Source organism: Citrobacter sp. wls829 (assembly GCF_005280825.1).
Classification (GTDB): domain Bacteria; phylum Pseudomonadota; class Gammaproteobacteria; order Enterobacterales; family Enterobacteriaceae; genus Citrobacter; species Citrobacter gillenii.
Map to the genome: position 1 here is coordinate 74,809 of NZ_SZWP01000069.1, position 22,612 is coordinate 97,420.

General features: G+C 51.5%; 20 protein-coding genes. 6 read left to right on the forward strand and 14 right to left on the reverse strand.

Annotated features, from left to right (window positions below; translation table 11 throughout):
- Nucleotides 1-14: 14 nt before the first annotated feature.
- The 10 genes from rraA to priA all read right to left on the reverse strand — a co-directional run bounded on the left by rraA (nt 15) and on the right by priA (nt 10,834).
- Nucleotides 15-500: a ribonuclease E activity regulator RraA gene (gene rraA, locus FDW88_RS15000; RefSeq protein WP_115259760.1), complete on the reverse strand. Its 486-nt coding sequence runs from the start codon at nt 498-500 to the stop codon at nt 15-17.
- A gap of 1,026 nt (nt 501-1,526) precedes the next feature.
- Complete coding sequence (locus FDW88_RS15010) at nt 1,527-1,952, reverse strand: type VI secretion system tube protein Hcp (protein WP_249354892.1); 426 nt, start codon at nt 1,950-1,952, stop codon at nt 1,527-1,529.
- Between the two features lie 12 nt (nt 1,953-1,964).
- Entirely contained in the window at nt 1,965-2,306 is a 342-nt protein-coding gene (locus tag FDW88_RS22825; protein ID WP_220137863.1) for a putative T6SS immunity periplasmic lipoprotein, read from the reverse strand.
- Nucleotides 2,303-2,854 carry a type IV secretion protein Rhs gene (locus FDW88_RS15020; RefSeq protein ID WP_137362852.1) on the reverse strand — a complete coding sequence of 184 codons (552 nt, stop codon included), beginning with the start codon at nt 2,852-2,854 and terminating at the stop codon, nt 2,303-2,305. Before FDW88_RS15020 ends, FDW88_RS22825 begins: the two co-directional genes overlap by 4 nt.
- A gap of 579 nt (nt 2,855-3,433) precedes the next feature.
- Nucleotides 3,434-4,363, reverse strand: a complete 930-nt coding sequence (gene menA, locus FDW88_RS15025; protein ID WP_137362853.1) for a 1,4-dihydroxy-2-naphthoate polyprenyltransferase — start codon at nt 4,361-4,363, stop codon at nt 3,434-3,436.
- 67 nt (nt 4,364-4,430) lie between these two features.
- Nucleotides 4,431-5,762, reverse strand: a complete 1,332-nt coding sequence (gene hslU, locus FDW88_RS15030; protein ID WP_096758815.1) for an HslU--HslV peptidase ATPase subunit — start codon at nt 5,760-5,762, stop codon at nt 4,431-4,433.
- Nucleotides 5,763-5,771: 9 nt separating this feature from the next.
- Entirely contained in the window at nt 5,772-6,302 is a 531-nt protein-coding gene (hslV, locus tag FDW88_RS15035; RefSeq protein WP_003028805.1) for an ATP-dependent protease subunit HslV, read from the reverse strand.
- Nucleotides 6,303-6,394: 92 nt separating this feature from the next.
- Complete coding sequence (ftsN, locus tag FDW88_RS15040; protein ID WP_115259758.1) at nt 6,395-7,360, reverse strand: cell division protein FtsN; 966 nt, start codon at nt 7,358-7,360, stop codon at nt 6,395-6,397.
- Between the two features lie 93 nt (nt 7,361-7,453).
- Complete coding sequence (gene cytR / locus FDW88_RS15045) at nt 7,454-8,479, reverse strand: DNA-binding transcriptional regulator CytR (RefSeq protein WP_117343662.1); 1,026 nt, start codon at nt 8,477-8,479, stop codon at nt 7,454-7,456.
- Nucleotides 8,480-8,635: 156 nt separating this feature from the next.
- Nucleotides 8,636-10,834: a primosomal protein N' gene (gene priA / locus FDW88_RS15050; protein WP_137362854.1), complete on the reverse strand. Its 2,199-nt coding sequence runs from the start codon at nt 10,832-10,834 to the stop codon at nt 8,636-8,638.
- Between the two features lie 332 nt (nt 10,835-11,166).
- Between priA and rpmE the strand changes: the two genes are divergently transcribed.
- The 3 genes from rpmE (at nt 11,167) to FDW88_RS15065 (ending at nt 13,913) form a co-directional block, all read left to right on the forward strand.
- Nucleotides 11,167-11,382: a 50S ribosomal protein L31 gene (rpmE, locus tag FDW88_RS15055; RefSeq protein ID WP_096758811.1), complete on the forward strand. Its 216-nt coding sequence runs from the start codon at nt 11,167-11,169 to the stop codon at nt 11,380-11,382.
- 336 nt (nt 11,383-11,718) lie between these two features.
- Nucleotides 11,719-12,399: an oligogalacturonate-specific porin KdgM family protein gene (locus FDW88_RS15060; RefSeq protein WP_096758810.1), complete on the forward strand. Its 681-nt coding sequence runs from the start codon at nt 11,719-11,721 to the stop codon at nt 12,397-12,399.
- 89 nt (nt 12,400-12,488) lie between these two features.
- Nucleotides 12,489-13,913 carry an MFS transporter gene (locus FDW88_RS15065; RefSeq protein ID WP_117343663.1) on the forward strand — a complete coding sequence of 475 codons (1,425 nt, stop codon included), beginning with the start codon at nt 12,489-12,491 and terminating at the stop codon, nt 13,911-13,913.
- Between the two features lie 120 nt (nt 13,914-14,033).
- Here the strand turns inward: FDW88_RS15065 and metJ are convergent, their stop codons facing one another.
- Nucleotides 14,034-14,351, reverse strand: coding sequence for a met regulon transcriptional regulator MetJ (metJ, locus tag FDW88_RS15070; protein WP_003825168.1), 318 nt, complete (start codon nt 14,349-14,351; stop codon nt 14,034-14,036).
- Nucleotides 14,352-14,616: 265 nt separating this feature from the next.
- Here metJ and metB point away from each other — a divergent pair, with 265 nt between their 5' ends.
- Entirely contained in the window at nt 14,617-15,777 is a 1,161-nt protein-coding gene (metB, locus tag FDW88_RS15075) for a cystathionine gamma-synthase (protein WP_137362855.1), read from the forward strand.
- A gap of 2 nt (nt 15,778-15,779) precedes the next feature.
- A complete protein-coding gene (gene metL / locus FDW88_RS15080) occupies nt 15,780-18,212 on the forward strand; it encodes a bifunctional aspartate kinase/homoserine dehydrogenase II (protein WP_115259753.1) in 2,433 nt (810 codons plus the stop codon).
- Between the two features lie 81 nt (nt 18,213-18,293).
- Here metL and FDW88_RS15085 read toward each other — a convergent pair whose 3' ends face one another.
- Together FDW88_RS15085 and FDW88_RS15090 are read right to left on the reverse strand one after the other, a co-directional pair.
- Nucleotides 18,294-19,280 carry an MFS transporter gene (locus tag FDW88_RS15085; protein WP_137362856.1) on the reverse strand — a complete coding sequence of 329 codons (987 nt, stop codon included), beginning with the start codon at nt 19,278-19,280 and terminating at the stop codon, nt 18,294-18,296.
- A 62-nt stretch (nt 19,281-19,342) separates the two neighbouring features.
- On the reverse strand, nt 19,343-20,485 hold the full coding sequence (locus FDW88_RS15090) for a cytoplasmic protein (RefSeq protein ID WP_137362857.1): 1,143 nt from the start codon (nt 20,483-20,485) through the stop codon (nt 19,343-19,345).
- Between the two features lie 133 nt (nt 20,486-20,618).
- On the opposite strand from FDW88_RS15090, the gene FDW88_RS15095 reads away from it, so the two are divergent.
- Nucleotides 20,619-22,175: a bifunctional UDP-sugar hydrolase/5'-nucleotidase gene (locus FDW88_RS15095; protein WP_137362858.1), complete on the forward strand. Its 1,557-nt coding sequence runs from the start codon at nt 20,619-20,621 to the stop codon at nt 22,173-22,175.
- Nucleotides 22,176-22,213: 38 nt separating this feature from the next.
- Here FDW88_RS15095 and FDW88_RS15100 read toward each other — a convergent pair whose 3' ends face one another.
- The gene (locus FDW88_RS15100; RefSeq protein ID WP_137362859.1) at nt 22,214-22,591 is read right to left on the reverse strand and encodes a carboxymuconolactone decarboxylase family protein; all 378 of its coding nucleotides are present in this window, start codon (nt 22,589-22,591) and stop codon (nt 22,214-22,216) included.
- Between the last annotated feature and the right edge of the window lie 21 nt (nt 22,592-22,612).

Below are 22,612 nucleotides of genomic sequence, written 5' to 3' on the forward strand. Positions count from 1 at the left end.
ATGGCCTTTTTCGATTACTCGATATCGAGCGGGTCTTCGGAGAGGATCATCCCGGTATTGTCGGCGTACAGGTGGTCGCCGGAGAAGAACGTCACGCCACCGAAGTTGACGCGCACATCGCTTTCTCCAATGCCTTCACCTGCGGCACCCACCGGAATAGCGGCAATTGCCTGGATACCGATGTCCAGTTCTTCCAGATCGTCTACCTGGCGTACTGAACCGTAGATGACCAGACCTTCCCATTCATTCTGTACCGCCAGCCGCGCCAGTTCGGCATCAACCAGCGCACGACGGACAGAGCCGCCGCCATCGACTAGCAGAATGCGACCACGGCCATTTTGTTCGAGCAGATCGTACAGCAACCCGTTGTCCTCGAAACATTTTACCGTGGTGATTTGTCCGCCAAACGACGACCGTCCCCCAAAGTTAGAGAACAGTGGTTCCACGACGTTGACATCTTCCTGGTAGATGTCACAAAGCTCGGATGTATCGTATTTCATAGGCTCAACGTTCAGTTGCTGCGAGAATTTTTAGTATATCGCGCTATGTGTACTGTTGGCAAAATCATCAATTGTTAATTAGTGTCCAGATCAATAACTATTCGTATTTTTCATTGAAAAACAGTTAATTGCTGATTTTTAAAACAGCCGATACTGACCTACAATTACCCGTATTTCCATCTGTAAAGTATCCCCGAGGTATCTCCGGAAGATTGCTGGAGCATAAAAGAAAGCCCTATGAGAACGATCAGATTCACCAAAGCCGTGCTGATGCAACTCCCCGTTCCCTGATGCCGGCAAACGCCTTGAATATGCTGATAGTGTCGTTAATGGGTGCGGCTGCGCGTTACGTCTAGTGGCAGCAAAAGTTTTTGTGTGTCCCGAAAGCGCGACGGAAAATTTTACCGTGTGACGTTGGGCAAGTTCCTGGATATGACTATTGGGCAGGCCAGAGAGCGGGCATATGGTTTGGTGGCCCGTTCAGGCGTGAAGAAAAAGGCAGTAAAGCCCAGGCTGATTTATGGGCACGTGTTCTGCGTGCTGTCTATCGCTATGCATATGATAGCTACCGTGATAAAGATGGTGGGAGATTGTTACCGGATCCGCCCACAACCATTTTAAGTACAAAAATGCTTTGGAATGGAAATACACGGAGAACAACTAAAATCAGAAATAATGATTTAGGCAACTGGCTCAAGGCCCTTGATACCGTAAGACAATGGGCTATAGCAGGCTATAAAACTGATGTGTTGATGGGGGGTGAAGCCCAACCGTACGGAAATGTACGCTAAGAACGTAACTTTATGATTTAAATCTATAAAGTTGTTGAATTATTGGTTTGATGGCCAAGTACGCTCGTATTGCAAGTAAACGTGTTCGGGAATAGCGACGAGTATTGCAGACAGTCTGCTAAGTGGTCTTTATTTCAGCAGATCTGCCTGCCAATTCGATTTACCTCTGCTGCTGGTTGTAACCAACCGGGCGGCTCCAGTCATCGTCGTATTTGATATTCCCTTCGATATAAAATCACTCAATGCCTGAGTAGGTGATGGCGATATTTTCCATCATGCCCGGAGTGTGGGAACCCGGCATATAAGCATGAGCAGCATTGACGGACATGATTACGATGTTGTTAAGCGTAATTCGGTAAATCTCGTATTCGACACCCGCCTCGTTGATGTCGTAATAGTGGATTACTGCCTTTTGCAGCCGCTTACTTTGGCAGACTGCAACCGCAAAATATGGCGAGGTCTTATCGATCTCTTTGTGCAGGGTAAAAGCGTTGTGTTCGCGCGAACCCATCAGCTTACCAGTGTTGCGGCATGTGTTTTGGTACACACCGTAACTGCTGTTCATGATTTCAATTGCACCCTCACGGCCCAGCGCCATGCAACTGCCTTTGATCAGCTGTCCATTTTCATCATAAATATACATATAAGCTGGTAATGACATTTATAGATCTCCTTATTTTGTGCTTAATATTTGCCCGTTTCTGTCAATGAAAAAGTTGTAACGGTAATTCTTTCCGTTCAACGTGTATGAAGCCGCATAGATATAGCCCGGCGTTATCGGTATTTTTAAGCACGTTTCAGGATAGGAGAGAGCTACATGCGAATTTTCCGCCAATGTCTTGTATTCATTCCCCTGCTCAGAATAAACGCCGTATCGGCTCAGAACGTCCGATTTATTAACAGAGAAGCAAAGCGAATTATTTATAATAGGGAAACTACGCCATGGGGGAACGCTGTCGCCAGCGCCACACCCAGCCAGCGCAAAAAAGGCAGGAATGAGAAAGTAGTGTTTCAATGCGGGAACCTCCCTAATACTTTCTCATAGCGGGATATGAGGCTAAGGACAGGCTCAGATGGATCGTAATCCTTGAGGCGATACAAATCAGAGCGGTTGCCGAATCCATACGTTTTAAGCAGCCAATAATCAGCCACCATTGCAGCCTGCTGCTCTAAGCCGTAATCCAAGAGTATAGCCTTATCTAACGTGTAATAGTAATCAACTGCCCAAGAGAACAGGCCCCGCATCCTTACCATCATCCCGCGCTGATGCTGCCAAACGTGCATCATTTCATGTAAAAAAAGATGCTGCCCACCAACGCGATCGTTATTAACATGCGGCTGTGAAAAGTCAGGCTCATAAGTACCTTCCTGAAAGTACAATTCGCCGTTGGGCGTCATGGCGTAGTTGTTCTTTTGGAGGTTGAAAGGTAGATAGCTGCTGCGGTGGATCCAGACTTCGTTATAGTGGATGGTGAAAGCGTAGAGGGTACGGGCCAAGTTAATCTCACCAAGCGTAAACAGCCGTAACCCGCCCCGGTCTATCTCGTTCATTTCCCTTATCATTGGAGACATCATCCATTGATAAAAAACACCTTAATACGCCTTAAAGTAAATTTTTTCCTGTTAAAAAATGCGGGAAATATCAGAAATTGTCACAAACTGCGGCTACGCCGCTTCTAGCGTTAAGCCCCTCTGGTTTGGGGAGCAACCGTACGAGATCGTACGCTAAGAACGTAACTTTATGAATTTAAATCTACAAAGTCGTGGCGTTGTCGGTCAGGTTTACGTTGATTAGATTACCGGGTTTATTAGCACAGTTAATGCCGGAAACCGCACGGATACTGGCATTAATGGAAAAAGTAAATAAAACCCTCATTTTCTTTACTCGCCCAATCTGCTTAAAAAATGCACTTAGCGTATGCTCTCGTACGGTTGGGCTTCAGGCCCCGTGATCGGTTAAGTAAGCTGGGAAACGCTGATTTTAGTACTTATAGGTCACGGTGTTTACCGTTCGTTGGTATCCCCCCGAGGTATCTCCGGAAAATATGAAAAACATGGAAAAACCTCGCGACCCTCTATTTGTAAGGGTTGCGAGGCGTTATGCGATTCTAAAAATTGAAATTGTTAATTGATATTTGTCAGTTAAACAGACCACTGGCTTAGGAAAATTCCAACCACAAACAGTAGGTTAGTTAATAGTGCCGCTTTTACGGTGCGTTCCAGCATCGGGCGCATTGCCTCAGGGTTCATCTCACGCATCACGTAACGCGCCTGCTTAATCAGCAGCGGAGCGGCCAGGATGAACAGCCATCCCCACAGACTTTGCAGCGAAAACAGATTAAACAGCGCCAGGCAAACCAGCGTCCCCATCAGCAGGCAGGCATGGTAACGACGTGCATTCACGGCCCCCAGACGCACCACCAGCGTGTTTTTACCGTTCTCCCTGTCGCTGTTGATATCACGCAGGTTATTGACGTTGAGCACCGCGGTAGCCAGCAGACCGCAGGCGGTGGCTGGCAGGATCAGCGCGGGGATCAGCGTATGGGCCTGCAAATACCAACTGCCCATCACGCTCAGCCAGCCGAAGAAAACCAGCACGGAAATATCACCGAGGCCGATGTAGCCATAGGGGCGATTGCCGACGGTATAGGTGATCGCTGCGATAATCGACAAGCCACCGAGCACCAGGAAGCCGACAAAATCAGCCATCGTGTGGCAGGCCACCGCCACTAGTGCCAGGCCGGACAGGCAAATTAAGGCCACGGTGACCATTAAGGCGCGCTTCATCTGCTGTTGGGTGATCACCCCTTTTTGCATGCCACGCAGCGGTCCAATGCGGTCAGGCTTGTCGCTGCCTTTGACAGCATCGCCATAGTCGTTTGCGAGATTGGACAGGATTTGCAGCAGCCCCGCCGTTATCAATGCCAGCAGAGCCACCAGCGGATCGAAATACCCTTGCCACCATGCTAATGCCGTACCGACGATGATCGCCGCGAAGGCGAGCGGTAAGGTCTTAGGTCGTAAACTTTCCAGCCAGGCTTGTGAGCGGCTAATTTGTTGTTGTTCAGTCATATTTAGCGCCAATAAAAATGGGGCTTAATCAGCCCCATCAACAGTGATGAAAATGCATTGAACGCGATTATAGGATAAAACGGCTCAGATCTTCATCTGCGACCAGCGCATCCAGATGTTTGCTCACATATTCGGCATCAATTGTGATGCTTTGGCCGTTTAAATCGCTCGCATCATAGGAAATATCTTCCATCAGACGCTCAAGCACGGTGTGCAGACGACGGGCACCGATGTTCTCGGTGGTTTCGTTGACCTGCCAGGCGGCCTGAGCGATGCGCTTAATGCCATCTTCCGTGAACTCAATATTAACGCCCTCAGTTGCCATCAGTGCTTTGTACTGGACGGTGATGGAGGCGTTAGGCTCAGTCAGGATACGCTCAAAATCGCTGGTGGTCAGTGCCTGCAATTCTACACGAATTGGCAGACGACCCTGCAGTTCCGGGATCAGGTCGGACGGTTTCGCCACCTGGAACGCGCCGGAAGCGATAAACAGAATGTGATCTGTTTTCACCATGCCGTGCTTGGTCGAGACGGTGCAGCCTTCGACCAGCGGCAGCAGGTCGCGCTGCACGCCTTCACGGGACACGTCCGGACCGGAGGATTCACCGCGCTTACAGATTTTGTCGATTTCGTCGATAAAAACGATCCCGTGCTGCTCAACGGCGTCGATAGCGTCTTGCTTCAGTTCTTCCGGGTTTACCAGCTTCGCCGCTTCTTCTTCAATCAACAGCTTCATGGCTTCTTTGATTTTCAGCTTACGCGGTTTTTGTTTCTGGCCGCCCAGGTTCTGGAACATGGACTGCAGCTGGCTGGTCATCTCTTCCATGCCAGGAGGTGCCATAATTTCTACGCCCATCGGCGCAGCGGCGAGATCAATTTCAATCTCTTTGTCGTCCAGTTGGCCTTCACGCAGTTTTTTACGGAATGCCTGACGTGCAGCGGAAGGTTCCTGAGGCTGTTCAGACTGTCCCCAGTTATTTTTAGCTGGTGGGATCAGTACGTCGAGAATACGTTCTTCCGCCATTTCTTCGGCGCGGAAGCGGTTTTTCTCGATCGCCTGGACGCGGACCATTTTAATGGCAGCATCGGTCAGATCGCGGATGATGGAGTCAACTTCCTTACCCACATAGCCGACTTCGGTGAATTTCGTGGCTTCAACTTTGATGAACGGTGCGTTGGCTAGTTTTGCCAGACGACGGGCGATTTCGGTTTTACCGACGCCGGTTGGGCCAATCATCAGAATGTTTTTTGGCGTAACTTCATGGCGCAGCTCTTCGTCGAGCTGCATGCGGCGCCAGCGGTTACGCAGAGCAATCGCCACGGAACGCTTGGCGTTATCCTGGCCGATGATGTGTTTGTTCAGTTCGCTGACAATTTCGCGTGGGGTCATTTCAGACATGGGGGATCCTTACGCTTTGGAGTTCAATTCTTCGATGGTATGGAAGTGGTTGGTATAAATGCAGATATCCCCTGCAATATCCAACGCTTTCTCAGCAATCTCGCGGGCGCCAAGCTCGGTGTTTTCAAGCAGAGCACGTGCCGCAGCCTGGGCGTAGGGACCGCCGGAGCCGATGGCAATCAGATCGTTTTCTGGCTGAATGACATCGCCATTACCGGTAATGATGAGTGATGCAGTCTCATCGGCAACAGCCAGCAGCGCTTCGAGTTTGCGCAGCATACGGTCGGTACGCCAGTCCTTCGCCAGCTCAACGGCAGCTTTCACCAGGTGACCCTGATGCATTTCAAGTTTGCGTTCAAACAGTTCAAACAGCGTGAATGCATCCGCAGTGCCGCCCGCAAAGCCCGCGATGACTTTGTCGTTGTACAGACGGCGGACTTTTTTCACGTTGCCTTTCATTACGGTGTTACCCAGTGTGGCCTGACCATCACCGGCGATTACCACATGGCCGTTACGGCGTACGCTTACTATTGTTGTCACGAGCAGACCCCTTGGTTACAAATACGGAATTCAGGCCCCGCACAGATGTACGGGGCGTAATGCAAGTATAGATGGGGGGGATTTTGGGGGTTTCAACCCCCGGCAGACAGTCGAATACAGTTTGTGTGACCCGCTACTTTCAAACGGCTGATGGTGTTGTCAGCGTTTTCTTTGCCTTTGAGTGGGCCAATAACCACGCGATTCCAGCCGTTGTTGGTGGTAATACGGGAGTTAAAGCCCTCAAAAGCCAGCTGTGCACGCACGGTTTCTGCCTGTTCAGCCCCTTTAAACGACCCACACTGCACCATCCAGCGGCGCTCATCTTTTTTCTCAGCAGTCTGCTTCGGCACTTCGGTAATCGGTGCTGCTGGCTGCGTCTTCGGCTGAGCGGCAGCGGTATGTGCAGGCGTCTGCAGCAGATCCTGGTATGGCTGTTGGGCCGCAGGTTTGGGCTGCGTTTGACGAGGCTGCTGCACCGGCGCGGCTTGTGCGGTACGCGTTTGCTGCTGCTGAGGCTGCTCCGTTGCCCGAGGGCGTGGCTGCTGAGCCTGCTGCTGCGCGTTGCTCCATTGCTGTTGCTGCACCTGACGCTGACGCTGCAGCGTTTGCTGGCGCTGCGCAGGCGTTTGCTCATTCCACGGAACTTCGTTGAGCTGAGTAGGCTGCTGACGCATATCAGCCTGCATTTGCGCCAGCAACTGGCGCTGCTCATTGGTCAGCTGATCGGCATTCAGCACTTCACCGCCCGCAGAGGGTTCGGTTGGTGCACGCACGCCTGGTTGACGGCTTTCCAGCTCTTTGATGTATCGCCAGCGTTCCTCCGGCTTCGGCGGAATGCCATTGCCGGTAACTTTCTGGTTTTGCAGCGTCTCGGACTCTTCTTTCTTGTGATGCGTAATGAAGTACAGACCACCGATAAAGGTCACGAGTACGGCTGCTGCAATAGCGACCATCGCGGGTGAAACCGCAGGCGTATTGCGTTGCTTATTCCGTGAGGTGCTCTTTTTGCGCCGCGAAGGTGCCGGTTGGCCGCGACGTACATAATCTCGTTGTGCCACTATCGTTTCGCTGTATTTATTCGTTCGTCAGCCCGCCATGTTACTTAAGCGGCGGGCCTTTGACCAGACAGGGGAGTCCGAAAGCACTTTACTTTACGTCAGTGCCCGGGTGGTGCCCCGAATAATGAGTTCACAGTCCAGTAAACGTGACCCGCTGCTGACATTTTGCCCCTGGAGTTGATCGAGCAGTAACAGCATAGCCTCACGTCCGATATCGAAACGCGGCTGTGCGACGGTTGTCAGCGGTGGATCACAATATTCCGCCAGTGAAATGTTATCAAAGCCAATAATCGACAGGTCGTCAGGCACTTTCAGTCCCTGGCGTTTGGCGTAGGAAAGTGCGCCCAGCGCCATGACGTCGCTGTGGCAAAAGACGGCTGTCGGTGGTTGAGGCTGTTCAAGCAGTTGCTTTAGCGCGTTAGCCCCCGCTTCGTAGGTAAAATCACCGCGCGCAATAAAATGCGGATCGACGGTAATCCCGCTGCGGCGTAACGCCTGAACGTAACCTTGCAGGCGATAGTGGCACAGTGGCATATCTTCTGGTCCGGCGATACAGCCGATGCGTTTGTGCCCCAACTCCAGCAGATAGTTCATCGCGTTAAAGGCGGCGGTGAGGTTATCAATGTGAACGGTGGGCAGTTCCAGCTCAGGCGCGAACTCATTGGACATCACCATCGGCGGTAAATTGCGCTGTTCTTCTACGCTGGCATCAAATGGCAGGCGTGAGCTGAGCAGCACCATGCCGTCAATTTGCTTGGTAATAATGAGGTTAAGAAAGGTCTTTTCCTGCTGGTTCTGATGCGCGCAATCGCCGATCAGCACCAGATAACCCTGCTCGGCGGCGGTGACTTCTATGCCGCGAATGACTTCGCTGAAAAAGGGATCGCAAATATCCGGGACGATGACCAGGATGGTACGTGATTCATTACGCTTAACGTTGCGGCCCATTGACTGCGGTAAATATCCTACTTCCAGAGCGGCCTGCTCAACCTTGTTACGGGTTGACTGAGAGACTTTGTCTGGATTCATCAATGCACGGGAAACGGTTGCCGTGGAGACCTTCGCCTTCAGGGCAACATCTTTCATCGTTGCGGCAGTGACCTGCTTGTTCGGTTTCACTCTTTCTCCTCGCCAGGGCGCTGCTGGCGCAGCTCTGTCCCTGGGTAACCTTCATCTGAAACATTTTTATCAGATAGTGAATCGAAGCAGTTACAGAATTTTCATAAAAAGTGTGATGGATATTTAATTTTACGATCCGCCTCGCATCATGAGGGCTTATCCCTCAATGGGATCGACATCCAGCACCCATTTGACCTTGCGTGCTTCGGGCAGGGTATTGATCAACGCCAGCGTGCCGCTGACGATATGCTGCAGTCGAATTCGTGACGGATGTTGCAACAAAATTTGCCAGCGATAGCGACCGCCACGTTTGGGCGCCAGCGCGGGAACCGGGCCCAATACCCACAGCTTATCGTCGGCCAGCGGGCTGGCCTGAATCAGATTACGTAACTGTTGTAAAAACAGCGGTGCCTGCTGGTTGTTGTGATCTTCTGCCCGCACGATCACGTGGCTGGTCCACGGTGGAAGCTGCAACGTTTGTCGCTCGGCCAGTGCCTGCTCGGCAAAGGCGTCATAGCCTTTATGCAATAAGGTTTGCAGCAACGGATGTTCAGGGTGATGCGTCTGCAATACCACTTCGCCCTGTTTCCCGGCACGTCCTGCGCGCCCGGATACCTGGGTATAGAGCTGGGCAAAGCGCTCTGCAGAGCGAAAGTCAGCAGAGAATAATGCCCCATCCACATCCAGCAGCGCCACCAGCGTGACGTCCGGGAAGTGGTGGCCTTTCGCCAGCATTTGCGTCCCGATAAGAATGCGTGCTCCGCCGCGATGGACCTCCGCCAGATGCTGCTCAAGCGCCCCTTTACGGCTGGTGGTATCGCGATCGATACGTGAAATCGGCACGCCGGGAAAGAACGGCGCTAAGGCCTGTTCGAGCTGCTCGGTGCCGAGTCCAACCGGAACCATATGCGTAGAGCCGCAGGAGGGGCACTGACGCGGTATCGGGCGCTGGCTGTCGCAGTGGTGGCAGCGCAGATGATGCTGTGCCTGATGCAGCGTGTAGTAGTGATCGCAGCGTGGACATTCAGCAATCCAGCCGCAGTCGTGGCACAACAACGCAGGGGCAAAACCCCGGCGATTAAGAAACAAGATAACCTGGTTATCAGCCTGCAGATGCTGACGCATGCGGGCGATCAGCGCCGGGGCCAGTCCGGCCTGTACCTGCTGACCTTTCAGATCCAGCACGTGCTGCGTCGCGGGACGGGCATTTCCGGCGCGACGCGTCAGGCGCAACATGCGATATTTTTTTTGTCGTACGTTGCACAGCGTTTCCAGCGCCGGTGTGGCTGAGCCGAGGATAATCGGGATCTGCTCGCTGTGCGCACGGTAAACCGCCAGGTCGCGGGCGTGATAGCGCCAGCCTTCCTGCTGTTTATAGGAGCTGTCATGTTCTTCGTCGATGACAATTACGCCGAGGTTTTTAAACGGGGTGAACAGCGATGAGCGGGTACCGATGACAATTGCTGCTTCACCGTTTTTTGCTTTCAGCCATGCAGAAAGACGTTCGCTGTCATTTAAACCAGAGTGCAGGACTTCGACCGGAGCATTGAAGCGTTCACGAAAGCGGGCGATGGTTTGCGGCGTCAGGCCGATCTCCGGCACCATTACCAGCGCCTGCTTGCCCTGAGCGAGGACATTTTCCAGTACGCTTAAATAGACTTCCGTTTTGCCAGAACCTGTGACGCCGGCGAGTAGCCAGGCGCTAAAGCTGTCCGATGCGCTGTGAATAGCTCCAACGGCGGTGGCTTGTTCGGTATTCAGCCTTAAACGCTCGCCAGAGACGGCGTAGTGCGTGCGCCAGTCACTGAATCCAGGCGTTTCGCTTGCCAGGGAGCACAGACCTTTTTTGCGTAGCGCCTGCAATGCCGCATCATTAAATTCGAGGTTGGCCACCTGATCCCGCCAGATTTTTCCCTGTCGCAGTGCTGCCAGCGCCTGCTGCTGCTTCGGTGAGCGTTTCAGGTTGTTCAGGTCAGTGGCATGGCCTTCTTCGGTGGCAAACCAGTACCACATTGGCGTGTTGGTGGCGGGACGCCCCTGGCGCAGTAGCATCGGCAGGGCGTGAAACAGCACGTCACCAATGGGATGATGGTAATAATCTGCGGCCCACAGCAGTAAGCGCCAGACGGAGGTCGAATAGACCGGTTCGCTGTCCAGCACCTCAATGACCGCTTTTAATTCGCTCCGCGGCAGTTCGCTGTTCTCGCTAACTGACAGGACAATGCCAATGCGTTCTTGCTGTTTGCCAAAGGGTACACGCACGCGACACCCGGCTTTGGCGCTCATACCTTCCGGTAAGAGGTAGTCAAAGGTGCGGGGTAGCGGGACGGGTAAGGCAACGTGAGCAACGGGCATTGAATCATCCTGACTTGAATTCTGGCGGGTTAGTATACACATTAGTGAGGAGCGGAATGCGGATCAGTTTGCATGAGCAGGCTAATTTCTGTATGATTCGCCGCCTTTGATGCAAATTGATTGCGTCAAATACTGACCATTACCCGAGAGTTTCGCGCGGCTGGAAGGCGGCAAGCGAGCGAATCTCTGGGAGCATAGTGAACTATGTGACCAGAGTGATTGAACGCAGGCAACGCATCAGCAGTGTGAAAGGTGACGGGGAATAATTAACATCGCGTGGTGTCTGGCGTTAGGGCTGGAAGAGCGACGCGGCCTTAACTGAGGTTCTCCCCATGAAAAAAGATATTCATCCGAAATACGAAGAAATTACTGCAAACTGCTCTTGCGGTAACGTCATGAAAATCCGCTCTACCGTTGGTCACGATCTGAACCTCGACGTGTGCGGTAAATGCCACCCGTTCTATACTGGCAAACAGCGTGATGTTGCTACCGGTGGCCGTGTTGACCGCTTCAACAAGCGTTTCAGCGTACCGGGTACCAGCAAATAAGTTTTTTGCTGTCGGAAAAAAGCGCCGTAAGGCGCTTTTTTTGTACCTGTGAATCAGTGCTGAAATATGTATGCTTGCGGTGAATGTAAAACCAATGCATAAATAAAACGGTGTTTTTATTTTATCGGTGAAATGTTTCTATTGGTGATCTTTATCGTTTTTATCTTTACGTCTTTGCCACTGATTTGAGTTTTTGGCAAAATTTAAAAGGTTTTGTCCCTCCAGCTTAAATACAATTTTTGGGAAATCTAAAATTATTCATAGATCCAATTTGATTATCCTTTTTAGGGAGGTCATATGGATTCATTCCTTAATTGTTTATGGGAAGGGACGTTTATGAAATTAAACTCCGCATTATTACTTATTCCATTATTCTCTGCAGCTGCACACGCAGGCTATGTTGATTACCGCCATGAATATTATGACGATGGTCGTAACTATGACCGTGTTTATATGTCTCACCGTTTTGCTACCGGTTTTGGTGTGGCAGTCGAAGCTATCTCACGTTCCGATGACTCGCAATCGAATGATGCGTGGAACAATATGGAAAGTAACGGCAACGAGTATACAGCAAGCTATCAATTTACTTCGCAGGGGCTTACCTGGCAGCCGGGTATTGCAATCGAGACTGGCGATAACATCACGATTTATAAGCCTTATATTCGCGTGCAGTATAACATCAATGACAACTGGTGGACCGCGTTCCGCTATCGTCAAGAGTACATGCGTAGAAACACGGAGGGTAAAGATGACCGTATGGTTTATCGCCCTGAAGCCTGGGTTGGTTATAACATCAATAACTGGATGTTTGAACTGAACGGCATTTATAAAATTGCCGATAGTGAAGATTTATATAACAACAAAAGCGAAGATTATGAGTATAACTTCCGGGTTGCTTATAACATAGGTTCCTGGGTTCCTTTTGTTGAAATCGGTAATGTTTCATCAGGTTATAACACAACAACGACAGACGATCGTCAGACCCGTTATCGTGTCGGTCTCGGTTATAACTTCTGATCGCTAATACTCTTCTCATCGGTTTATTACGCTGAGTATCGGGATATAAGCATAATTTGCGTGAATAGTGTATCTAAGGAGTTGACATCATGTCCAATGATGGAACTATGATTAGAAGCAATAGCAGTATTGCCGTCAGACCTTTCGGATTCAGAGATAAAATTGGTTATTTATGTGGTGACCTGGGAACCTGTTTTATTCTTGGGTTAGTGAATAGCTTTTTAATGATTTATTACACCAACGTACTCGGTGTTTCTGGCGTTATTGTTGGCTCACTTTATTTTGTGACCAAACTCTTTGATGCGTTTGTCGATGTTGGCGTAGGGCGCTTATGTGATACGTCTAAACTGACGGCGTATGGGCGTTTTAACCCTTGGGTACGCCGCATGAAGTATCCATTCTGTATCATTGCGGTCGTCCTGTTTCTGCCGTTTGTACAAGACTTTTCTTATACGGCGAAAATTATCTACATCTGCGTCTCCTATTTCATTTACGGCTCACTGCTATCGACTGTGAGTATTCCTTATGGTGCCATGTCTGCGGCGATTAGCTCTAACCCGGAAGATCGCGTATCGCTTTCAACCTACCGCAGCGTTGGGTCCGCAATCGGCGGCGGGGCAACCGGCTTTTTTATTCCTATCCTGATGTACACCACTCTGGTGGACGGAAGCCAGGTGATTTCCGGGCAGCACTTCTTCTGGATCTCCATTGGTTGCGCAATACTGGGCTTTATCTTTTTAACGCTGACCTGCCATTTAACGACGGAACGCGTGCGGGTGGAAAGAAAAGATAGCATGCCCGTGTCGGTGCTTCTGAAAGGGTTGATACGCAATAAAGCATTGATTGTTTTAGTTGTTGTGGATCTGCTGATCGTGATTAATCAGGGGCTTTCCGGCACCAATATGACCTATCTGTTTAATGACTATTTCCACAATAAAGAGGCGATGTCTGTCGCGTTACTGTTTACCTTTGGTTCCTTGATTTTGCTGGCACCCTCGGCATCCTGGCTCACGAAGCGATTTGGTAAGAAAGAAGCCAGCGTAGGTGCGCTGCTCTTTTCGGTGGTCATGTACGTGATCATGTACTTTACCCATATCACCGACGCGAAAGTCTATTTGGTTTTCCTGTTCCTGGCGACGCTGGGGGCGGGGTTATTCAACCTGATGATTTGGGCGTTCATGACCGATGTTTGCGACTACCACCAGTATGTCACCGGCGATCGTGAGGATGGTACCGTTTATGGCGTGAACTTCTTTGCCCGCAAGGTGGGTCAGGCGTGCGCAGGGGCCATTGGTGGCTTTATGCTGGCGATCATTGGTTATCAATCGTCATCAACCGGCGGTGCGGTGCAAACCAGCATTGTGCAGGAAAATATTTATACGATGGCGAATCTCTTGCCGGCTTTATGCTTGTTTTTGGCGGCGGTCGTGCTGATTTATTTCTATCCGTTGAACCGTAAAGAAACGCTCAAAATGGAAGAAACATTGAATAAGCTTAATGGTATTAGTAAGTAACCTTGTGAAGGTATGAGGCTCTGTATCGCGCGTTATGCGTTAGGAGAAACAGGATGAGAAGAGGCGGGAGCAGTCCCGCGTCTTCTCATCTTTTGCAACGTCAGCCGCCGTTTTAACTAGTTAGTACTCCCACGTCTCCGGGTTGATCCCCAGTTCACGCATAATTACCTTGGCTTCTTCCGGGATTTCATCACTGCGCTCTTTGCGCAGATCGTCATCGTTGGGTAACGGTTGTCCGGTAAAGGCATGCAGAAACGCTTCACACAGCAGTTCGCTGTTGGTGGCGTGGCGCAGGTTGTTCACCTGACGACGCGTGCGTTCATCGGTAAGGATCTTTAACACCTTCAGAGGAATGGAAACCGTAATCTTTTTGACTTGCTCACTCTTCTTACCGTGCTCAGCGTATGGGCTGATATATTCGCCGCTCCATTCAGCCATGAGATACTTAATCCTCTTTGTCATTAAATTTGAGGCCAGAACCTGAGCCCGGACCATAACTGTGCGTAGTTTATCGTAGTGGCGCGGCCCTGACACGAAGTTAGCCGACGCAGATGTACGCTAATGCATATAATTTTAACGGCTATTTTGAATTTGCTCAATCTATACGCAAAGAAGTTTAGATGTCCAGATGTATTGACGGCTATTGTAACAATGATTACTCTGGGGTCTGACTATTCACCGGCTCAGCCAGGAACTCCTCAATATGACGCGTAAACAGGCCACCATCGCAGTGCGTAGCGGATTAAATGACGACGAGCAGTACGGTTGCGTTGTCCCGCCGATTCACCTTTCAAGCACCTATAATTTTACCGGATTCAACGAGCCTCGGGCCCATGACTATTCACGTCGCGGTAACCCGACGCGTGATGTTGTCCAGCGTGCGCTGGCGGAGCTGGAAGGCGGTGCGGGTGCGGTGCTGACCAGTACCGGTATGTCTGCAATTCATCTGGTAACTACGGTGTTCCTGAAGCCGGGCGACCTGCTGGTGGCGCCGCACGACTGTTACGGCGGCAGCTATCGCCTGTTTGACAGTCTGGCGAAGCGTGGGTGTTATCGCGTGCTGTTTGTCGATCAAGGCAATGAAGCCGCGCTGAAGGCCGCGTTGGCGGAGAAACCGTCGTTGGTGCTGGTAGAAAGCCCAAGTAATCCGCTGTTACGCGTGGTCGATATTGCGAAAATCTGCCAGTTGGCGCGTGAGGCTGGCGCGGTAAGCGTCGTTGATAACACGTTTTTAAGCCCGGCACTGCAAAATCCACTGGCATTGGGCGCCGATCTGGTGTTGCATTCATGCACGAAATATTTAAATGGTCACTCAGATGTCGTGGCTGGCGTGGTGATTGCAAAAGATCCAGAACTGGTCACTGAGCTGGCATGGTGGGCGAATAATATTGGCGTCACCGGCGGCGCATTTGATAGTTATCTGCTGTTGCGCGGCCTGCGTACGCTGTCACCTCGTATGGAGGTGGCACAACGCAACGCCCAGGCGATTGTCGACTATTTGCAAACCCAGCCGCTGGTGAAAAAACTGTATCACCCGTCACTGCCGGATAATCAGGGGCATGAAATTGCCGCGCGTCAGCAAAAAGGCTTTGGCGCGATGTTGAGTTTTGAACTGGATGGTGATGAGCAAACGCTGCGCGACTTCCTTGGCGGGTTATCATTGTTTACGCTGGCAGAATCACTGGGGGGCGTCGAAAGCCTGATCTCCCATGCCGCGACCATGACCCACGCGGGGATGGCACCAGAAGCACGTGCTGCTGCCGGCATTTCTGAGACGCTGCTGCGTATCTCCACCGGTATTGAAGATGGCGAAGATTTAATTGCCGACCTGGAAAATGGCTTCCGGGCTGCAAACAAGGGGTAAACATGAGTGTGATTGCGCAGGCAGGGGCGAAGGGTCGTCAACTGCACAAATTTGGTGGTAGTAGTCTGGCTGACGTGAAATGTTATTTACGTGTCGCAGGCATTATGGCTGAGTACTCGCAGCCTGACGACATGATGGTTGTTTCCGCGGCGGGCAGTACCACTAACCAGTTGATTAGCTGGCTGAAGTTAAGCCAGACCGATCGCCTTTCTGCGCATCAGGTTCAGCAGGCGTTACGCCGCTATCAGAGCGAGCTTATTAGCGGTCTGTTACCACCAGACGTGGCCGATGGGCTGATTGGCGAGTTTATTCACGATCTGGAGCGTCTGGCCGGTTTACTCGACGGCGGCGTCAACGATACGGTTTACGCTGAAGTAGTCGGGCATGGTGAAGTGTGGTCAGCGCGTCTGATGTCTGCCGTACTTAACCAGCAGGGTCTGGAATCTGCCTGGCTGGATGCGCGCGAGTTTTTGCGCGCGGAACGCGGCGCTCAACCGCAGGTGGATGAAGGCCTTTCGTATCCCTTACTGCAACAGCTGTTGGCGCAGCATCCGGGGAAACGCCTGGTGGTGACCGGATTTATCAGCCGCAGTAATGCGGGCGAAACGGTGCTGTTGGGGCGTAACGGTTCTGACTACTCCGCGACCCAGGTTGGCGCACTGGCGGGTGTTTCCCGCGTGACTATCTGGAGCGATGTCGCCGGGGTGTACAGCGCGGATCCGCGCAAAGTAAAAGATGCGTGTTTGCTGCCGTTGCTGCGCCTTGATGAAGCCAGCGAACTGGCGCGTCTGGCGGCACCGGTTCTCCATGCCCGTACCTTACAGCCGGTTTCCGGCAGCGATATTGATCTCCAGTTGCGCTGTAGCTATACGCCGGAGCAAGGATCGACGCGCATTGAACGCGTGCTGGCTTCCGGTACCGGGGCGCGTATTGTCACCAGCCATGACGACGTTTGCCTGATTGAGTTCCAGGTGCCCACAGGTCAGGACTTTAAGCTGGCTTACAAAGATATCGACCAGATTTTAAAACGTGCACAGGTGCGTCCGCTGGCGGTGGGTGTGCATCCTGATCGCCAACTGCTGCAATTTTGCTACACCTCTGAAGTCGCTGACGGCGCGCTGAAAATTCTTGATGAAGCAGGCCTGCCGGGCGAGCTGCGTTTGCGTCAAGGCCTGGCGTTGGTGGCGATGGTGGGTGCTGGGGTGACGCGTAACCCGCTGCACTGCCACCGTTTCTGGCAACAACTGAAGGGGCAGCCGGTTGAGTTTACCTGGCAGTCAGAAGAGGGTATCAGCCTGGTTGCCGTGCTGCGTACTGGCCCGACCGAAAGCCTGATCCAGGGTCTGCACCAGTCAATTTTCCGCGCTGAAAAACGCATCGGCCTGGTGCTGTTTGGCAAGGGGAATATCGGTTCTCGCTGGCTGGAGCTGTTTGCTCGTGAGCAGAGCACGCTGTCTGCGCGTACCGGTTTTGAATTCGTGCTGGCAGGCGTGGTGGATAGCCGCCGTAGCCTGCTGAATTACGAAGGACTGGACGCCAGCCGCGCGTTAGCCTTCTTTGATGATGAAGCGGTAGAGCAGGATGAAGAATCCTTGTTCCTGTGGATGCGCGCGCACCCGTATGACGATTTAGTCGTGCTGGACGTCACCGCCAGTGAACAACTGGCGGATCAGTATCTGGATTTCGCCAGCCACGGTTTTCACGTGATTAGCGCCAATAAACTGGCTGGCGCAAGCACGAGTAATAAGTATCGCCAAATCCACGACGCCTTTGAGAAAACCGGTCGTCACTGGCTGTATAACGCCACTGTCGGTGCCGGATTGCCGATCAATCATACCGTACGGGATCTGATTGACAGCGGAGACACCATTTTGTCGATCAGCGGGATCTTCTCCGGCACGCTGTCGTGGCTGTTCCTGCAATTTGACGGTTCTGTTCCGTTTACCGATCTGGTGGATCAGGCGTGGCAGCAGGGGCTGACTGAGCCGGACCCGCGCGTTGACCTTTCTGGTAAAGATGTGATGCGCAAGCTGGTGATCCTGGCGCGTGAAGCGGGTTACGACATCGAGCCGGACCAGGTTCGCGTGGAGTCACTGGTACCTGCGCACTGTGAAGAAGGCTCTATTGACCATTTCTTTGAAAATGGCGATGAGCTGAATGAGCAGATGGTTCAGCGGCTGGAGGCCGCCCGTGAAATGGGGCTGGTACTGCGCTACGTGGCACGTTTCGATGCCAACGGCAAAGCGCGTGTGGGGGTGGAAGCGGTCCGTCCTGAGCACCCGCTGGCGGCGCTGCTGCCGTGCGATAACGTGTTCGCCATCGAAAGCCGCTGGTACCGTGATAACCCGCTGGTGATCCGTGGGCCGGGGGCGGGTCGTGATGTGACCGCCGGGGCGATTCAGTCGGATATTAATCGTCTGGCGCAGTTGCTGTAATCTCACTTTACATGTCGAAAACAGGTACTCCTCTTTATGTCGGGGAGTACCTGCTAATCTCACTTCTCTGGAAAAAGGCTATTAGATTAAGCTCTCGTTGTTTACAGCAATGAGATTGTTCATTTTTATCTGAATGAGCGCAACCCCGAGCGGAGGACACAGTAACGTCCAGAACAACACCCACCCCGTTTTGATCCCAGCCTGTTCCTTTGATAATGACAGAAGTTCATCGTTGAGTGTCATGCATAATATGGCGCAACCAAACGGCATCAGTACCGATACCCATCCTGCGCCGAACGCCGTCATTAATTGAGACGACGGTTTTACGAACTGTATTTCACGGTGTATTTTTACGAACCAATACACCATATAGAATGGGATTATTAATGCGAGGAGTGCCATGAAGGCTGGCTCTGCGCGTTCAGGACGTTGGGTTGATGATTTCCGCTCTGGTGGTGGGGCAAAAAATAGCGAGTTTTTTATCGGCAGCGTGAGAACTAATGCCACAATTGCCAGCGTAGGTGGCATTAGCAAAATATTTTCTGGCGCAGCCTGAAAAATGAAGGCAATAAGGTAGGTGCTTGTTAATAATTTAATTAATGAACAGAGGCCAAATATAATCACGAATATTTCAATGCTGCCCGTCGCGACGGCAATTAACGCCGGTAGCAATAGCGAGATTGCCCCCTGGCTTGCGGCAATTAAAAATTGTCCGATGGTAAGTAAAGTTAGGCCGGATGCGTCTTTTACCAGAAAGGTGATTACTGTGCCTGCTACCAATAAAAGCGCAATAATATACAACGAGTATCGGTTTTTTAATCGGCACAGGAACCAGGCCAACATAAAGCCCATTAACGTTCCCAACTGTCCGAAAGCTATAATAAGGCCGGATGCCTTAGGCGTGATCCCCAGTGATGATTGCCAGAAATACATATTATATGTGGAGCCTAATGTACATATTATTGATATTAGGATAAATAATGTAAATATGCTCCAGAAACGATAACTGCTCAATAAGTCTGCGCAAGTCCATTTTCGCCCCCTCAACCCTGGTATAGAAAGTTCCATTTTCTCACTCCTGTAATGTCATCATATTTGGCACAACATAATGCTACCTTTAGGCACTAAATTCATACAGATAGTGGGGTATGGAATCGGACTAACTGGTCATTATACTGGCTGCAATACGAGGTTATGATTTGGCTTACACTGTTGGCCGAGAATTGCGCACATTGCCTGAATTTAGGCTGCTGCTGTAGCCAGAAGATAAAAATACCGCTAGCTGTCAGGCTAATCGTTTCCCCCGTAGCTAAACAGGAATGAGTCAGGGCGCTAACCATTTTACGGTTAGTGCCTTGTTCCCAAATCTGCCACTGGTTTCGCCACCATCCCTGATACGTTTTACCCCGCAGCCGCCAGGGGAGTAGACACGTATTGTCATCGATCTCTTCATCAATAAACCACAGCGAGGCGCGGTGCTCGCGAAACTGTTCCGCCCATGCGGTAATTGCGGCGCCGCGTAGAAAACATTCATGGGTGATAATGTGCGTTTTTACCTGCGGCCAGAGATGGCTCAGTACCCGAAAATGGCCGTGCGCGGCAATGACCGGGCGCAAAATAGCGCCGCTGGCGTTGCGTTTGAGTTCGGCGCTGCCGTACTGGATTTCATCAAATTGGTTGCGGCGTAAAAACTGACTTTCTCGCTGAGCCACACGCTGAACAATATCGTCATGCGTTGCAGTTGCCTCGCCAATGCCGCGCCAGCGGTAACGTAATGTGTCACCAATGGGATAGGGGGTAAAATTGCTGGAAACATGCAGAATATTGCCACGAATAGCATCAAAGCTGAGCAATACATAAAGTTTCTGGTCGGCGCTGGCGCCTTGAAAAGGCACGATCAACGGAACCGTCGCGATTTGTTCTGGCGGCTCAAAAAGTGTGAGCGGCTGTCGTTTGGGCGTCCAGACCTTTTTACACGCCCGACACTGAACGCGCTGACTGCCCTGAGGATTTCGGCCATAGCGGATTGGGCCCCGTTGGTAACAACTTGAGCAAAAATGACCGCTATTAGCTGCAGAATCCGCTAAATAGGCCGACAGCCAGAGTCGGAACTGTTCCTCGTTAAACAGCGGCGGATAACTTCCGCATGCCCGGCAGTGCAGCGCGGCATACCCCAGCCGATAATCTGGCTGATCGTAATCTGGTGAGCTTGCCAGCCCCAGATTGCGACAGCTAAATGACTTGCAGCAATTGATGGTGAACAAAGAAGACATCTTATTACCAACGATTTTTAATGGTCGTTGATTTTGACCTGCAACTATCACCGGTGGATGTGAGTTTTCTCACATAATAAAACCTATCAGAACGTAACGTAGCGGATCTTTATATGACTGAAAGGGATTGATTATGAAGTTAAAAATGCTTGCTATCGGCGCTCTGGTCTCTTTGCCTCTCTGGGCGAGTGCCAAAGATGTCACGATTATCTACACCAACGATCTCCATGCCCACGTTGAACCTTATAAGGTGCCGTGGATTGCCAATGGCGCGCGCGATATTGGCGGTTGGGCGAATATCACGACGATGGTTAAACAGGAGAAGGCCAGCAATAAAGCGACCTGGTTTTTTGATGCGGGCGATTACTTTACGGGGCCTTACATCAGCAGTATGACCAAGGGTAAAGCCATTATCGACATTATGAACACCATGGACTTTGATGCTGTTACCATGGGTAACCATGAGTTCGATCATGGCTGGGATAACACGCTACTGCAACTCAGCCAGGCAAAATTCCCGATTGTTCAGGGCAATATTTTCTATCAGAACAGCAGCAAGGCCTTCTGGGATAAGCCTTACACCATTATTGAAAAAGATGGCGTGAAGATTGGCGTGATTGGTCTGCACGGCGTGTTTGCCTTTGACGATACGGTTTCTGCTTCGACGCGCGTTGGCATTGAAGCGCGGGATGAGGTGAAGTGGCTGCAACGCTATATTGATGAGCTGAAAGGCAAAGTGGATCTGACCGTGGCACTGATCCATGAAGGCACGCCGGCGCGTCAGTCCAGCCAGGGGAGCACTGACGTACGCCGTGCGTTGGATAAAGACATCCAGACCGCGGGTCAGGTGCATGGGCTGGATATCCTGATCACCGGGCATGCGCATGTCGGGACGCCGGAGCCGATTAAAGTGGGCAATACTCTGATCTTGTCTACTGACAGCGGCGGTATTGATGTCGGTAAACTGGTGCTGGATTATCAGCAGAAACCGCATCAATTTACCGTGAAGAACTTCGAGCTAAAGACCATTTTTGCTGATGAGTGGCAGCCAGACCCGCAGACCAAACAAGTCATTGATGGCTGGAACAAAAAGCTCGATAAAGTTGTACAACAAACGGTCGCAAACTCTCCCGTTGAGCTGACCCGTGCTTACGGTGAATCTTCTTCGCTGGGAAATCTGGCGGCGGATGCGCTGCTGGTGGCGGCAGGTAAAGATACCCAGTTGGCGCTTACTAACTCAGGCGGTATTCGCAATGAAATCCCGGCGGGCGCCATCACCATGGGCGCGGTCATTAGCACCTTCCCGTTCCCTAATGAACTGGCAACGATGGAGCTTACAGGTAAGCAGTTGCGTAGCTTGATGGAGCACGGCGCGAGTTTAAGTAATGGCGTGTTGCAGGTATCCAAAGGGCTGGAGATGAAGTACGACAGCAGCAAACCGGCCGGTCAGCGGGTTACTGTATTGACGTTAAACGGCAAGCCGATTGAGGATGCTACGGTTTACCATATTGTGACCAACAGCTTCCTGGCAGATGGTGGCGATGGTTTTAGCGCATTTACCGAAGGTAAAGCGCGTAATACCTCCGGCGGTTACTATGTCTCTAATGCGGTTGTTGATTACTTCAAAGCGGGAAATACGCTGACGGATGAGCAACTCAAAGGCATGCGTGTGGAAGATGTGAAACCGTAACGAGTTCAGGCCAGCAGAGTATCCGCTGGCCTGTTATTTTAACCTTTGTGCGAGGCAAACACCTCTTTTGCGGCGAACAGCCCGTTTAGCGCAGCGGGAAAGCCCGCATATACTGCCATCTGCATCATTACTTCAGTAATCTCCTCCTGCGTTAACCCGACGTGCAGCGCGGCGGCAATGTGCACTTTCAGCTGCGGTGCGGCATTTCCCAGCGCCGTGAGCGCGGCGACGGTGGCTATTTCCCGACTGCGTAAATCCAGCCCCGGACGAGCGTAGATATCGCCAAAAGGAAACTCGATCAGGTAACGAGCGAAGTCCGGCGCAATATCTTTCAGGCTCTCGACGACGGCGTCGCCGCCTTTACCATCAACCTGTTGCAACATGTTCTGTCCGGTAATAAAGCGTTCTGAAAGCATGATAATTCCCTCGGTAGTTAC

What these genes read in the sequence shown, in the direction of transcription:
- FDW88_RS15060 (WP_096758810.1), top strand. Translation starts at nt 11,719, where the DNA reads ATGAAATTAAACTCCGCATTATTACTTATTCCATTATTCTCTGCAGCT.
- menA (WP_137362853.1), bottom strand. Translation starts at nt 4,363, where the DNA reads ATGACTGAACAACAACAAATTAGCCGCTCACAAGCCTGGCTGGAAAGT.
- FDW88_RS15020 (WP_137362852.1), bottom strand. Translation starts at nt 2,854, where the DNA reads ATGATAAGGGAAATGAACGAGATAGACCGGGGCGGGTTACGGCTGTTT.
- FDW88_RS15095 (WP_137362858.1), top strand. Translation starts at nt 20,619, where the DNA reads ATGAAGTTAAAAATGCTTGCTATCGGCGCTCTGGTCTCTTTGCCTCTC.
- metL (WP_115259753.1), top strand. Translation starts at nt 15,780, where the DNA reads ATGAGTGTGATTGCGCAGGCAGGGGCGAAGGGTCGTCAACTGCACAAA.
- metB (WP_137362855.1), top strand. Translation starts at nt 14,617, where the DNA reads ATGACGCGTAAACAGGCCACCATCGCAGTGCGTAGCGGATTAAATGAC.
- FDW88_RS15065 (WP_117343663.1), top strand. Translation starts at nt 12,489, where the DNA reads ATGTCCAATGATGGAACTATGATTAGAAGCAATAGCAGTATTGCCGTC.
- FDW88_RS15090 (WP_137362857.1), bottom strand. Translation starts at nt 20,485, where the DNA reads ATGTCTTCTTTGTTCACCATCAATTGCTGCAAGTCATTTAGCTGTCGC.
- rraA (WP_115259760.1), bottom strand. Translation starts at nt 500, where the DNA reads ATGAAATACGATACATCCGAGCTTTGTGACATCTACCAGGAAGATGTC.
- priA (WP_137362854.1), bottom strand. Translation starts at nt 10,834, where the DNA reads ATGCCCGTTGCTCACGTTGCCTTACCCGTCCCGCTACCCCGCACCTTT.
- FDW88_RS15085 (WP_137362856.1), bottom strand. Translation starts at nt 19,280, where the DNA reads ATGGAACTTTCTATACCAGGGTTGAGGGGGCGAAAATGGACTTGCGCA.
- rpmE (WP_096758811.1), top strand. Translation starts at nt 11,167, where the DNA reads ATGAAAAAAGATATTCATCCGAAATACGAAGAAATTACTGCAAACTGC.
- FDW88_RS15010 (WP_249354892.1), bottom strand. Translation starts at nt 1,952, where the DNA reads ATGTCATTACCAGCTTATATGTATATTTATGATGAAAATGGACAGCTG.
- FDW88_RS15100 (WP_137362859.1), bottom strand. Translation starts at nt 22,591, where the DNA reads ATGCTTTCAGAACGCTTTATTACCGGACAGAACATGTTGCAACAGGTT.
- hslU (WP_096758815.1), bottom strand. Translation starts at nt 5,762, where the DNA reads ATGTCTGAAATGACCCCACGCGAAATTGTCAGCGAACTGAACAAACAC.
- metJ (WP_003825168.1), bottom strand. Translation starts at nt 14,351, where the DNA reads ATGGCTGAATGGAGCGGCGAATATATCAGCCCATACGCTGAGCACGGT.